General features: G+C 66.5%; 12 protein-coding genes. 8 read left to right on the top strand and 4 right to left on the bottom strand.

The window, feature by feature from the left end; translation table 11 throughout:
• Positions 1-2 precede the first annotated feature (2 nt).
• On the bottom strand, positions 3-2231 hold the full coding sequence (locus CAL26_RS12910; protein ID WP_218831546.1) for an ATP-binding protein: 2229 nt from the start codon (positions 2229-2231) through the stop codon (positions 3-5).
• 190 nt (positions 2232-2421) lie between these two features.
• On the opposite strand from CAL26_RS12910, the gene CAL26_RS12915 reads away from it, so the two are divergent.
• The 3 genes from CAL26_RS12915 to CAL26_RS28335 all read left to right on the top strand — a co-directional run bounded on the left by CAL26_RS12915 (position 2422) and on the right by CAL26_RS28335 (position 4896).
• A complete protein-coding gene (locus tag CAL26_RS12915) occupies positions 2422-3735 on the top strand; it encodes an MFS transporter (RefSeq protein WP_094847317.1) in 1314 nt (437 codons plus the stop codon).
• 91 nt (positions 3736-3826) lie between these two features.
• A complete protein-coding gene (locus tag CAL26_RS12920) occupies positions 3827-4657 on the top strand; it encodes a metallophosphoesterase (RefSeq protein ID WP_094847318.1) in 831 nt (276 codons plus the stop codon).
• Between the two features lie 74 nt (positions 4658-4731).
• On the top strand, positions 4732-4896 hold the full coding sequence (locus CAL26_RS28335; RefSeq protein ID WP_157792972.1) for a hypothetical protein: 165 nt from the start codon (positions 4732-4734) through the stop codon (positions 4894-4896).
• Here the strand turns inward: CAL26_RS28335 and CAL26_RS12925 are convergent, their stop codons facing one another.
• A complete protein-coding gene (locus CAL26_RS12925; RefSeq protein WP_094847319.1) occupies positions 4897-5880 on the bottom strand; it encodes a tripartite tricarboxylate transporter substrate binding protein in 984 nt (327 codons plus the stop codon).
• Between the two features lie 197 nt (positions 5881-6077).
• Positions 6078-6653: a hypothetical protein gene (locus tag CAL26_RS12930; protein WP_143277424.1), complete on the bottom strand. Its 576-nt coding sequence runs from the start codon at positions 6651-6653 to the stop codon at positions 6078-6080.
• Between the two features lie 313 nt (positions 6654-6966).
• On the opposite strand from CAL26_RS12930, the gene CAL26_RS12935 reads away from it, so the two are divergent.
• The 3 genes from CAL26_RS12935 (at position 6967) to CAL26_RS12945 (ending at position 10303) form a co-directional block, all read left to right on the top strand.
• Positions 6967-7944, top strand: coding sequence for a Bug family tripartite tricarboxylate transporter substrate binding protein (locus tag CAL26_RS12935; RefSeq protein ID WP_094847321.1), 978 nt, complete (start codon positions 6967-6969; stop codon positions 7942-7944).
• Positions 7945-8031: 87 nt separating this feature from the next.
• Complete coding sequence (locus CAL26_RS12940) at positions 8032-9582, top strand: fumarate hydratase (protein ID WP_094847322.1); 1551 nt, start codon at positions 8032-8034, stop codon at positions 9580-9582.
• The gene (locus CAL26_RS12945) at positions 9563-10303 is read left to right on the top strand and encodes a GntR family transcriptional regulator (protein WP_094847323.1); all 741 of its coding nucleotides are present in this window, start codon (positions 9563-9565) and stop codon (positions 10301-10303) included. The genes CAL26_RS12940 and CAL26_RS12945 overlap by 20 nt, the downstream gene beginning before the upstream one ends.
• Before the next feature lie 51 nt (positions 10304-10354).
• Here the strand turns inward: CAL26_RS12945 and CAL26_RS12950 are convergent, their stop codons facing one another.
• Positions 10355-11155: a GntR family transcriptional regulator gene (locus CAL26_RS12950; protein WP_094847324.1), complete on the bottom strand. Its 801-nt coding sequence runs from the start codon at positions 11153-11155 to the stop codon at positions 10355-10357.
• A 56-nt stretch (positions 11156-11211) separates the two neighbouring features.
• Here CAL26_RS12950 and CAL26_RS12955 point away from each other — a divergent pair, with 56 nt between their 5' ends.
• Positions 11212-12666, top strand: a complete 1455-nt coding sequence (locus CAL26_RS12955) for a sulfatase-like hydrolase/transferase (RefSeq protein ID WP_094847325.1) — start codon at positions 11212-11214, stop codon at positions 12664-12666.
• 92 nt (positions 12667-12758) lie between these two features.
• Positions 12759-13760, top strand: coding sequence for a Bug family tripartite tricarboxylate transporter substrate binding protein (locus CAL26_RS12960; RefSeq protein ID WP_094847326.1), 1002 nt, complete (start codon positions 12759-12761; stop codon positions 13758-13760).
• Positions 13761-13823 lie beyond the last annotated feature (63 nt).

A 13823-nucleotide genomic window follows, 5' to 3' on the forward strand; every position in this document is an offset into this window, starting at 1 on the left:
GTTCACGCATTGGGCAACGCGAAGGAAAACTTTGCGCCCTGGTCGACGACGCCTTCGCCCTTGATCCAACCGCCATGCTTTTCGATGATGCGTTTGCACAGGGCCAATCCGATGCCGGTGCCGTCGAAGTCTTCCAACCTGTGCAGACGCTGAAAAACCCCGAAGAGCTTGCCGGCGTACGCCATGTCGAAACCCACGCCGTTGTCGGCAACGGTGAATAGGGTGAATGTACCGCAATTCTGCCCGCCGACCGTGACGATGGACTCGGGCTGGTTGCTCGAATATTTGACCGCGTTTTCCAGCAGGTTGTACCAGACCTGGCGGATGTATTGCGGGTCGCCCCAGGACTTGGGCAGGTCGTCGATGCGCCACTGTACTTTCCTGTCCGGCAGCGTCAATTCAACCGCTTGGCGGACTTCCGCCACCAGCTTGTTCATGTTCAGCTCGGAGCTGTTCAACGCCGCCCGGCCCAGGTGCGAGAAGCGCAGCAGGTCGTCCACCAGTCTGCCGGCCATGACGGCGGCGCGCATGATGTTCTCGATATAGCGGCTGGACGTGGCGTCCAGGCCGGTCTCGCGCTGTTTCAGCAGTTCGGCGAAGCCGGCGATATGGCGGAAGGGCGCCCGCAGGTCATGCGATACCGAATAGGAAAAGGATTCCAGCTCGACGTTGCTGCGTTCGAGTTGTTCGCTGAGCTCGGCGCGTTCCTCCGCCCGCTTGAGGATGAGGTTGACCACCACGGTCCGGAAATCCGACAGCGCGTCGATTTCGGATTGGCGCCAGGGCGTCGCGCGTCCCCGCAGTTCTTCCTGCCACAACTCGAAGGACTTGCGTGGATGCAGCCGCCCGGAGGCCGGATCCACCGGCTTGCGGGGATCGCCGCGCCACTGCACGGTGCGTATGACTTCCGGGCGGAACCACATCAGGTAGCCGGTGCGCAGGCTGGAGATCGAGGCGGCCGCCAGGCCGCTGGCGACTTCCGCGAATGCGACGGCCTCCGGCCAGACCAGCGGCAGGCGGTCCGTGTGATAGGACTGCTCGACGTCGTTGGCGTGCAGCCAGTCGGCGATCTTCAGGATCTGCGCCTTGGACGGGGTATTGCCCATGGTGTGGACCTCGTCTTGCCACACCAGTGCCGCGCCATGGGCGCCCAGCAAGCGGGTCCAGGCCGGCGAACGTTCGAGATAGCCGTCCAGCAGCGTATCCGTGCGGGACAGCAGTTCGACCAGCTCGATCTCGATTTTCTTGAGTTCGATGCGGTGCGCGTGTTCGGCGATGCGCTCATGCGAACCGATGTGGTGCGCGACGATGCGGCCCAGGAATTCGCAGGCCGCGCGTATCTGCGGCCCCACCAGGCGGGCTTCCTTGCCGTGGCAGGAAATCAGGCCCCACAGGTCGCCGTCGATGACCACCGACACGGACATCGACGAGCCCGTGCCCATGTTGCGCATATATTCCAGGTGGACAGGCGAAACGCTGCGCCAATTGGCCGCGGTCAGGTCGACCGGCTCGCGCGTGGGCCCCAGCAGGGCCGGTTCCAGCGCGACCGGCTGGTAGTTGGCGTCGGGAATCAGGCGCACCCGGTTCTGGCAGTAAAGCGCGCGGGCCTGCGGAGGAATATCCGAGGCCGGGAAGCGATGCCCCAGATAGGAAGGCAGGGCGCCGTTGCCGTCTTCCGCCACCACGGTGCCGTGGCCGTCGCTATCGAAACGGTAGGCCAGCGCTCGGTCGAAGCCGGTCAGCCGGCGTACTTCCTCCACGGCGCGCTGCAGGATCGGTTCAGGCTGCCCGGCCGGCTGGATTTCGTCCAGCAGCGTGCGCAGGCGCGGATACAGCGCGTCCAGGGTGACGCTCTGTTCGATCCTGTCGGGCTCCAATTCCACCAGCAGTCCCTGCGGCGTGCGCGCCCCGGAAACGTGGATGCAGCGATCGCCGAGGTACATCGCGGCCGACAGGGTGGCGTCTTCATCGCCTTTCCATGTCTGCAGCGCCTGCATGAGTTCGTTCAGGGCAGTCTTGTTGATGACCTGTTGCAGGGGCCGCCCCGGCGGCACGTCCGTGCCGAGTACGTCCACGACATTGGCGCTGCGGGTGAGCACTTCCAGGGTATCGGCCGACAGGAGCAGGAGCGCGGCGTACGGCTGCACGGCGCCGGGAATACGTATGGGTTCCTGGGCGCAGCGGTCCAGATCCCACTGCGTGGAGGAGGCTTGCGATTCTTCTTGCGGCACCAGATCGCTCCGTTGCGTTGGGTGACTCGGTGCCGGTTGGCAGGGCGCTAGGATAGCACTCGCGGCGTGTCGTTTTCGCCATCGCGCCGGCCCTGTCGCGCGCGGCTTGCCGTGTCTCGGGGACAGGAAGAATGAGGGGTGTTTCGTCAGCAAGTTTCGGGCCCGGGGGCCTTGCTTTATAGTCCCGTCCATGGAGACACAAGACCAGGGGCGGCAACAGCCCCAGACCGGGCAGTCGAAGACCGCGCCGGACAAACGAACGCCCGATGGCGGCTCGCAGTCGGATGGACTGTTGGACTCGCGACGATCGTGGATCGTCGCCACCATGGCGCTGATCTGCCTGGGCATGTCCTTTGGCGGGCCCTTGATTTCCGTGGTGGGGCTGAAGGCCATCGCCGCCGATATGGGCGGCGCGCGATCGGTGCCGGCATTGGGCAGTTCGCTGGCGTGGCTGGGGTCCGCGGTGGGCGGCATCGTCATGGGGCGGGTGGCCAATCGTTTCGGCGTGCGCTGGACGGTGATAGGCGGGTCGCTATCGGTCTTCACGGGACTGGCGATCTCGAGCATCGGCGAATCCTGGGCCTTGTACCTGGGCCACGGCCTGTTCATCGGCCTGCTGGGACTGGCCGGCCTGAATGCGCCGCTCTACGTTTACGTCAGCCATTGGTTCGAGCGGCGGCGCGGCTCCGCGCTCGCGCTGCTGTCCAGCGGCAATTACGTCGCCGGCATCGTATGGCCGGTCATCTTCGAATCCGTCATCGATCGCTACGGCTGGCGTGCCGCCATGGTCGGCTATGGGCTGGTCCAGGTGGCGCTGGTGACGACGCTGGCATTGATCTTCCTGCGGCCGCCGCCGGCGCCTGGCGCCGCGGCCGGGCCGGCCGCCGCGGGCCACACCGGCCGGATCGCCGGCATGCGGCCCAACACGGTGTTCGTCCTGCTGGGCGCCGCGGGCTTCCTGTGTTGCGTGCCCATGGCCATGCCGCAGGGCCATCTGGTGGCGCTGTGCACCGATCGCGGCCTGCCGGCCACGGTGGGCGCGGCCATGCTGTCGATGTTGCTGGCGGTGGCCTTCCTGAGCCGCCAGGCCTGGGGCCTGATCTCCGACCGGATAGGCGGCGTGCGCACGGCCCTGATCAGTTCCGTGATGCAGATGGTGTCGGTGTCGGGCTATCTGTACGTGACCCAGCAATTCGGGCTGTTCACCGTTTCGCTCGTCTACGGCCTGGGATTCAGCGCCTTGATCCCGGCCTACGTCCTGTCCGTCCGCGCGATATTCCCGTCGCGGGAGGCGTATTGGCGCGTGCCCTCGATGCTGCTGATGACCGGTTCCGGCATGGCCACCGGCGGCTGGGTGGCGGGCTTCCTGTACGACCGCTACGGCAGCTACGACCCCGCCTTCACGCTGGGCCTGGCGGCGAACGTGCTGAACCTGGTGCTGCTGCTGACGTTGACGCAGCGCCTGCACGGCGGCTTCCGCCTGCCGGTCATGGGGCGCGCCTGAGCCGCGCCGGCCCTGCGCGTGCCAGGCCCCCGCGAGCCGGCCGGGCCAGGCCGGCAAATGGCGTCTACGCGCCTTGCGGTACGCTAGTCGCATGAAGATTCAACTGCTCTCCGACCTGCACCTTGAAACGAATGCGGACTTCACGCCGACGCCGGCGCCCGATGCCGATCTCCTGATCCTGGCGGGCGACATCGGCTCCTACCAGGCGGGCTCCAGGCTGACCGGCGACGATTTCGGGCTGGAACGGTTTGCGCCACGCGACCGTTGGCCGGTGCCGGTCGTCTACCTGCCCGGCAACCACGAATACGACGCGCATGATTTCGACGCCGCACACGATCGCCTGCGCGCGGTCTGCGACCGCCTGGGCATCGCCTGGCTGGAGCGCGAAACGCGGGTGATCGATGGCGTGCGCCTGGTGGGCACGACGCTATGGACCGATTTCGACGCCATGGCCAGGCCGGGCGATACGCTGACCCAGGTCCTGAGCAAGCGCGGCAAGGCTTTCCGCGCGGCGAACTTCTACCTGGAAAAAGCGCGGACGACGCGCGGCGGGCTGCCTTTCATGGCGGAAGAACTGCGCGAACATTCGCTGGTCTGCCAGGCCTGGCTCCGCGCCGCGCTGGCCGAGCCCTTCGATGGCCCGACGGTGGCGGTGACCCACTTTGCCCCGACGCTGGCGAGCGCCGATCCCCGCTATGGACTGACGCCGGGCACCGCGGGCTTCTGCAACAGCCTGGACGAGTTGATCCCGCAGGCGCGGATGTGGCTGCATGGCCATCTGCACCATGCTGTCGATTACGTGCAGGATGGCTGCCGGATCGTATCCAACCCGCTGGGATATGCATCCAAGGGCGAGCAGGAAGGCTTCCGCCCCACGCTGGTCCTGGACGTCGATGCGACCCCGGCTTCCAGGCAAATGTAAGCACGCGGCATATACCTTGCAGGTCGAGGGGGGTACGCCGCCCGCGGGCGGTTTTCTGCAAGGAGACCTCGACCATGAAAACGACAATCGCAGCCTTGATGATGGCGGTCGCGCTGACCGCCTGCAACAAATCCTCGGATACGCCGCCGCCTTCGTCCAGCAGCGGCGCCAGCTCGCAGTCCGGCGCCGCCGCCGCGCCGCCGGGACTGGGCGCCCTGGGCGGCAATACCAAGAAGTAATCAGTTCACCGTGGCGTGGGATTGCTGCACGATCACGCGCCAGCGGTCGATCTCGTCGGCCAGGAATTTCTTGAAGAATTCCGGCGACTCCGTCATGGGGGCGGTGCCCAGATCTTCCAGCTGCTTGCGGAATTCCGGCTTGGAGACGGCCTGGTTCACTGCCTTGTTCAGCTTGTCGATGATGGGGCGGGGCGTACGGGCCGGCGCCAGGATCGAATACCAGGTGGCGACTTCCATGCCCTGGACGCCCGCTTCCGCCATGGTGGGGATGTTGGGCACGGCGGGGAAGCGCTTGGCGCTGGTGATGGCCAGCGCCTTGACCTGGCCGCTTTCGATCAGCTGCTTGCTGCTCGGGATATTGACGAACGTGAAGTCGGCTTCGCCGCTGATGACCGCCGTCAACGACGGCGCGGATCCCTTGTAGGGCACGTGCGTGGCGGTGATGCCCGCCTTCGTCTTGAACAGCTCGCCGGCCAGGTGCTGGGTGCTGCCGCTGCCCGCCGACGAGAAGTTCAGCTTGCCGGGATGCTTCTTGCCATAGGCGATCAGCTCGGCCACCGAATTGACCGGCAGCTTGGGATTGACGAGCAGCAGGTTGGGGGCTTCCGCGAAGATCGCGATGGGCTCGAAGTCCTTGACCGCGTCGTAGTCGAGCTTGGGGTATAGCGTCACGTTCACCGCGAGCGCCGTCGACGACAGGGTCAGCGTATAGCCGTCCGGCGCCGAGCGCGCCACGTAGGACGCGCCGATATTGGTGCCCGCGCCGGGCCGGTTTTCCACCACGATGGGCTGGCCCAGAATGGGGCTGAGCTCCTTGGCGATCAGCCGCGCCGCGACGTCGTTGCCGCCTCCTGGCGCATAGCCCACGACCAGTTTGATCGGATGGTCCGGATAGTTGGCCGTGCCGGAACCTTGCGCCCGCGCGCAACCGGCGGCCAATGTCAGGCCCGATAAGACCACCGCGATGGAAGTAAGGAACTTCATGGTGCTGTCTCCGTGTCGTTTATGTACTGGCCGCGGAGACGCCTGATCCAAGGCAATGTCCACGGTCAGATGTTTATGCGCCTGCGCCGCCTCTGCCTGTGCGTCTGGATCGTGCGGCAGGTATGCGGGCAAGCGCGTTTCTTATAACACCGAAGAGATCGCCTATCGTCGTCATCCGGGCGCCGGACGTACTGCGGTTATCCCTGAGTCCGGGTCAAGTGGGCGCGGCGCAGCCGCTCGCCGACGCGTTGCAGCCAGGCCGTCCACGGGGCGGCCTCGCGCTGCCGGGGCTGAAACAGCATGGCCGGCGGCGCCGTGCGCGGGGACGCGCCCTGGGTGACACGCAGCGCATGGCGCAGGCGATCCGCCGGCGGAAACACGAAGGACGCGCACATCCGGTCGACCGCCGCCGCGACGTCCTGCCAGTCGTCGGTATGGCTGATCGTGTAGTCGTGGCCTTCGTGGCTGATCGATAGCCAGCGCTGCTGGCTGCCGCCGATGAAAAACCGCAGCGCCACGATATCGCGCGACCTGCCGAAGGACGGCGCGGGGCAGGGGCCGATGTAGGCCGCCCGCGCCGCTTCCAGTTGCTGCTGCATGGCCGCCAGACGCGCCGGCGCGCTGCCCTGCGAGGGCTCTATCTGGAGCATCAGGCGCGTATCGCCCAGGCGCAGGGCAAGCACGAAACCGGCGCGGGACATGTCCGCGTCGTCCAGTTCCCATTCGTCCGGCATGTCGAAGGCGAGGCCGATATGCGGATGGCGATAGTGCATCTGGAACACCTTGGAAATCGCGCGCGGCGGCGGGTGGATCCGCCATGCGCCGGAGAAACGGACTAGCCCGAAGGATTTTGTTTTTTAGCGGAAAGCGGACCGCGAGCGCCAGGGGAAAAGGGGGTTCTACGCAAAGCGGTCCTGGCGGGGCATACAGCGGATGTGGCTGCACGGATTAAGCAGCGCCGGCCGCCCGTGGGTGCCACCGGCCGGGCCGCTGTGGAGGGCGGCGCGGCGTTGACAGGCAAATCCCGGCATGGCTAGTATGTATATACATTAATATTTATACAGACATATAAAACCTGGAGGAGACATGAAATTCAAGGTTATCGCCGCGGCCTGCGCCCTGTACGCCGGCATCAGCGGCAGCGCTGCCGCCGCCGACTATCCATCGCATGCCATCACCTGGATCGTGCCTTTCGCGGCGGGCGGTCCGACCGACGCCATGGCGCGCAATATCGCCAACCGGGTCGGGCAGGAGCTCAAGCAGACCATCCTGATCGAGAACGTCGCCGGCGCGGGCGGCACCATAGGCGCGGCCAAGGCGGCCAAGTCGACGCCCGACGGCTACACCTTCCTGGTCGGGCACGTCGGCTACATGGCGGCGGCGCCTTCGCTGTACCAGCGCCTGCAGTACGACCCGGTCAAGGATTTCGAGGCGGTGTTCCGCTTCCCGGATACGCCGCTGGTGCTGCTGGTGGGCGCAGGATCCCCGCAGAAGGACGTGAAGTCGCTGGTGGACTACGCCCGCGCGAATCCCGGCAAGCTGAACTTCGGCAATGCCGGAGTCGGGTCGACCTCGCATCTGGTGGCCGCCATGTTCGCCGCGCAGGCGGGCATCCAGATCACGCCCATTGCGTACAAAGGGGCGGGACCGGCGATGAACGACCTGATGGGCGGGCAGGTGGACGCCATGTTCGACCAGACCAACACGGCCCTGCCGCAAACCCGTGGCGGCAAGATACGCGCGCTGGCCTTGACGTCGACCGCGCAGATGCCGCAGTTTCCCGGCGTGCCGACCCTGGCGTCCAGCGCGGTGCCGGGCTTCGAGGCGTCGACCTGGTATGGCCTGTACGCGCCCAAGGGTACGCCGCGCCAGGCCATCGATACGCTGTACGCCGCCTGGCAGCAGGCCTTGAAGGACAAGGACTTCACCGGCAAGATGACGGAGCAGGGGATCCAGTTGCTGGATGCGGGCCAGTACGCGCCGGCGGCATTCCAGGCCTACACCGCCGATGAGGTGAAACGCTGGACCGGTGTCATCGAACAGGCCGGGATACCGAAGCAGTAGGCCGGCTTTCGGGGCGCCGCCGCGCGTCCCGGAACGACCATCGCGGCGGCCACGTCCCGCCATTCCACGTTCCGCCCTTCAGCACACATGCGCGACATCCACGCCGAAGACATCGTCACCAGCATCGCCGATGCGCTGCAGTTCGTCAGCTATTACCATCCGGCGGATTTCGTCGTGGCCCTGCGCCGCGCCTATGAGGCCGAGACCCGGCCCGCCGCGCGCAACGCCATGCTGCAGATCCTGATCAACAGCCGCCTGAGCGCGCGCGCGCACCGGCCCATCTGCCAGGATACGGGCGTGGTGCACGTGTATGCGCGCCTGGGCATGGATGCCCGCATCCGCGGCGAGCCGGGCAAGCCGACGCCCACGCTGCAGGCGCTGGCCGATCGTGCCGTCGCGCGCGCCTATGGCTGGCCGGACAATCCCTTGCGGGCGTCGGTCATACGCGAACCCTTGGGCAAACGCATCAACACCCGCGACAACACGCCGGCCGTGCTGCACGTGGAGCTGGTCGAAGGCGATGGACTGCGGCTGACGGTCGCGGCCAAGGGCGGCGGCGGCGACGTCAAGGCGCGCTACACGATGCTGAATCCCAGCGATTCCGTGGCCGATTGGGTGGTCGGGCAACTGCCCGGCATGGGCGCGGGATGGTGCCCGCCCGGCAGCCTGGGCATAGGCGTGGGCGGCACGCCGGAGCAGGCCATGTTCATCGCCAAGCGCGCGCTGTTCGAGCCTATCGATATCGACATGCTGCGCGCGCGCGGCGCCTGTACGCCGGCCGAATCGCTGCGCCTGGCGCTGTACGAGCGCATCAATGCGCTCGGCATCGGCGCGCAGGGACTGGGCGGCGACCTGACCGTGCTGGACGTGAAGGTCGCGGAGGCACCCACGCATGCCGCGCTGCAGGCGGTGGCGATGGTCCCCAACTGCGCGGCCACGCGCTTCGTCTCGTTCGACCTGGACGGCTCGGGACCGGCGCGGCTGGAGCCGCCCGATCCTGCGCTGTGGGACGGCCTGCCCGACGCCTTGCCGCTGGACGAGGGCCGCCGCGTCGATCTCGACAGCCTGACGCGCGACGACGTGGCGCAATGGCGCGCGGGCGAAACGCTGCTGCTGTCCGGCACCTTGCTGACCGGACGCGACGCCGCCCACAAACGGCTGGCGGACATGCTGGAACGCGGCGAACCCTTGCCGGTGGATCTGCGCAACCGCGCCATCTACTACGTCGGGCCGGTGGACCCGGTGGCGGGCGAAGCCGTGGGGCCGGCCGGGCCCACCACGTCGAACCGCATGGACAAGTTCATGCCGGCACTGATGGCAAGCACCGGGCTGCTGGTGTCGATAGGCAAGGCGGAGCGGGGCGAACAGGCGGCCGCGGCCATCGCGCGGGCGGGCGGCGCCTACCTGATCGCGGTGGGCGGCGCCGCCTATCTGGTTTCGCAGGCGGTGCGCGCGGCGCGCGTGGTGGCCTTCGCCGACCTGGGCATGGAGGCCATCTACGAATTCCAGGTGCGCGACATGCCGGTGACCGTGGCGCTGGACGCGCACGGGGGCTCGGTGCACAGGTTCGCGATATACAATGCCGGGTCCGAAACGCATGAAAGGGTCGCGACGTCCGATGGAGCCGCGTTACGCTGAACTGACCAGGACGCTGATCAAGGACATCGCCGACGGTGTCTATCCCGTTGGGGGCAGCCTGCCGTCGGAAATCGACCTGGCGGGCAAGTACGGCGTCAGCCGCGGCACCGTACGGGTGGCGCTGGAACGCATCCAGACCCTGGGCCTGATTACGCGGCGCAAGCGCGCCGGTACCCGCGTGGAAGCCTCCGCGCCGCGTGCCACCGAATACGGCCCCACCATTTCCACCGTCGAAGAACTGGTGCAGTACGGCGCCGATACGGAACGCGTGGTGCACAGCGCGCGCGGCATCGTGGTCGACATGGCGCTGGCGGACCGCCTGGGCCTGCCGCCGGGCAGCCGGTGGACGCACATCCAGACCTCGCGGACCAATCCGCTGTCGCCGGATTATCCATTGGCGTGGTCGCACCTGTACGTGCCGCAGGACCTCGGGCCGCGCATACGCCGCGCCATGGAAGACAATCATCAGGCGCTGGTCTGCGACCTGATCTGCCAGGCCACCGGCCGCGTGGTCAAGGAAATCCGCCAGACGGTGCGCGCGGTGGGCGTGCCCGCCGCGATCGCGCAGTCCCTGGGCACGGCGCCCGATGCCCATGCGCTGGAATTCGTGCGCCAATACTACGACCAGTCGGACAAGCTGTTCGAAGTCGCCGTCAGCCTGCATCCGGCCGACCGATTCAGCTATACCACGGTGCTGCAAAGGCAGGCGCCGTCCCGCTGAACGTTCCCTGTGCGCGTCCGCCGGGCCAGGCGCTGGCCGCCGGCGGCCGCCTCAGCGTTCCGCCAGGCCGTGGTCGCGGCCATCGCGGGCGAGATGCAATACGCGCTCGTTGGGGGGGATGAAGAGCTCCTGGTAATAGACCGGGCTGCCTTTGCCGACATAGGCGCGGATATCCAGGCGCTGCCCCGTGACGCCGGCCCGCACGCCGATCATCTTGCAGATCGCGGGCTCGAACCGCCGGGTCGACAGGTATTGGTCCATGCGTCCTATCGCCTGGGCCGTTTCCCGCATGATCAGTTCCTTGAAGTTTTCCGTCGCCAGTTTCTTCAAGGGCAGGGCGTGGAAGGCCGACAGCCGTTGCGGATCGGCATAGAAACGAGAAAACACCGAGAACTCGTCGCCGATCGCCAGCACGCGTTCTATGCACAGCGTCCGGGGGCAGCGCAGGTGTTCGCTCCATGGGCCGGCCTGCTCGACATCGTAGCGGCCGCTGATCTTCGGGTACACAGGCAGGTATCCCGCACCGCTGTCGTCGATGAAGCGGCAGTGCAGGGGCGCGTGCATGGATTCGTCCGGCTGGCCCGAGACGAATGTGCCATTGCCTTGTTGCCGCACGATGATGCCTTCGTCCACGAGCATGCGCAGGGCGCGCTGGATCGTGCCGATGCTCAGGGGCAGCGTGGCCGCCCATTCGATCTCGGTGGGCAGGCGCAGGCCGGGCGACCACGCGCCTTCGGCGACCGCATGGGCGATCGCATCCCGCATCGCCATGTACTTGGGAATCCCAGGACGGACATAGTGGTCGAGCCGGCGTTGAAGGTCCGCGCCGATCGAGGCTTGATCTTGGTCCATTGCTTTAATACTATATAGTAATAGAGTAATTAAACATCAATTGGGTGGAGCAACACATGAGCGTGGAAAACCTGCTTGTCATTATGTCCGATGAACACAACCCGAAGGTAATGGGATGTTCGGGACATCCGGTCGTGCAGACACCGAATCTGGACGCGCTGGCGGCTTCGGGAACCCGGTTCACGGGCGCCTATACGACCAGCCCGGTCTGCATTCCCGCGCGTGCCGGCTTCGCCTGCGGCAAGTACATCCACCAGATCGGCTTCTGGGACAACGCCGACGCCTATGACGGCAGTGTGCCGAGCTGGCATCATGTCCTGCGCGAGCGCGGCCATGAGGTGGTGTCGATAGGGAAGCTGCATTTCCGGCAGCCGGGCGAGGACCATGGATTCACCCAGGAACAGATTCCCATGCACATCCTGGAAGGCAAGGGCGACCTGATGGGCCTGATCCGGGAAGACCTGCCGCGCCGCGGCGGCGCCAAGAAGATGGCCGCCATGGCGGGCCCTGGCGAAACCTCCTACACCTTCTATGACCGGGAAATTTGCGCTCGGGCCCAGGTCTGGCTGCGCGAGCAGGCGACGCGCGCGCACGACAAGCCGTGGGTGCTGTTCGTGTCGTTCGTCGCCCCGCATTTTCCTCTCACGGCGCCGCCGGAGCATTATTACCGCTATTGGGACCAGGACCTGCCGATGCCCAAGCTGTACGCGCGGGAGCAGCGGCCCGGCCATCCCTACTTGCGGGATTACGCCGCAAGTTTCTGCTACGACGATTACTTCGAATCGGAAAAGGACGTCAAGCGCGCCTTGTCCGGCTATTTCGGGCTGGTGTCCTTCCTGGACGAAAACATCGGCAAGGTCTTGCGGGCCCTTGACGAATCCGGGCTGGCGGGGAATACGCGCGTCATGTACACCAGCGACCACGGCGACAACCTGGGCGCACGGGGATTGTGGGGAAAGTCCACCATGTTCGACGAGATCGCCGGCGTGCCCCTGATCATGCGCGGCTCGGACGTGCCGGCTGGCCAGGTGATCGATACCCCGGTGAGCCATGTCGATTGCTATCCCACCATCGTCAACAGTGTCGGCGTGGATTTCGCCACGGTGCGGGACACGCATCCGGGCGTGGACATGCGCGACATCGCCGCCGGCAGCCGTCCCGACCGCACCGTCCTGTCGGAGTACCACGGGATGGGGTCCACGTCCGGTGCCTTCGCGATCAGGCACGGACGCTACAAATACATCCATTACGCGCTGTATCCCGCTCAGCTGTTCGACTTGGAAAGCGACCCGGATGAACTGACGGATCTCGCGGGGGACCCGCACCATGCCCAGGTGTTGGAGGAGTGCCGCCGTCGGCTGTACGCGGTGTGTGATCCGGAGCAGGTCGATCGCCGCGCCAAGGAGCGCCAGGCGCAGTTGTTGGCGCAGAACGGTGGGCGGGATGCCGTCATCGCGCGCGGCGACCTCGGCTTTACCCCGGCGCCAGGAACGGCGGCGGACTTCCAGTAGGCGGTTCGCGCCGAGGGATGGCGGCCGGTTTCGCCTCCGGCGAACTCGCCACGTCGACGCCGGTTTTCCACATAACGATAAGGAGACAAACCATGAAGTGGATACACCATAAGGCCGGACTGTCGCTCAGCCGCGCTCTGTTCGCCGCGGCCTTGTCATGCCTGATGGCGGCGCCGGCGCAGGCGGCCGATGCCTGGCCCAACCGCCCGGTGCGTGTAATCGTCGCCTATCCCGCCGGCGGCGGGCTGGACTTCGTGACCCGGGTGCTGGCGCAGCAGTTGACCAAGAAGACCGGCCAGACCTTCGTGGTGGAGAATCGCGCGGGCGCTTCCGGCCTGATCGGCGCGGATGCGGTGGTAAAAAGCGCGCCGGACGGATACACGATGCTGGTGGCGTCGCCCGCCGAAGTACTGGTCGGCCCGATCGCGGGGCAGAAGATGCCTTACGACCCGCAACGCGACCTGGAACCCGTCACCCTGGCGGGCGAGACGCCGCTGGTCATCGCGGTGAACCCGGCGGTCAAGGCGAAAAGCATGCAGGAGCTGCTCGAGCAAGCCAGGGGCGGCGGCACGACGCTGTCATATGGAACGCCCGGCAATGGCAGTTCGATGAACTTCGCCGGCGAGTCCATCAACCTGGTGGCGGGGACGTCGATCCAGCACGTGCCCTACAAAGGCGCCGCACCGGCCGTGTCGGACCTGCTGGGCAACCACATTCCCATCGGCATCGTCGGCATGCCGCCCACCGTGCCCTACGAAAAAAACGGGCAGTTGCGCGTGCTGGCGGTGACCAGTGACAAGCGGTCCGGTGCCATGCCGAACGTACCGGCGATGGCGGAGCTGCCTGGATTCAAAGGGTATCGCTTCACCAACTGGATGGGCGTCTACGTACCCGCCGGTACGCCCAAGGCCCTGGTCGACAGGATGGCCGCCGATATCGACGCGGTATTGAAGCAGGCCGACACGCGGGATCTATTGCTCAAGCAGGGGGTCGAACCGGTCGGCGGCACGCCGGCGCAGTTCGCCGCCTTCCTGGCGTCCGAGCGCGAGCGCTACACCAGGATCGCCCGTGAACGGCATATCAAGACGGATTGATTTCGGGGAAGCATCCGGCCCCGTCGGAGAAACGGCCATCCGGACGCGGGCCTTGTTTCGATC

Origin of the sequence: Bordetella genomosp. 9 (assembly GCF_002261425.1) — a bacterium.
In the GTDB taxonomy this organism is placed as follows: domain Bacteria; phylum Pseudomonadota; class Gammaproteobacteria; order Burkholderiales; family Burkholderiaceae_B; genus Bordetella_C.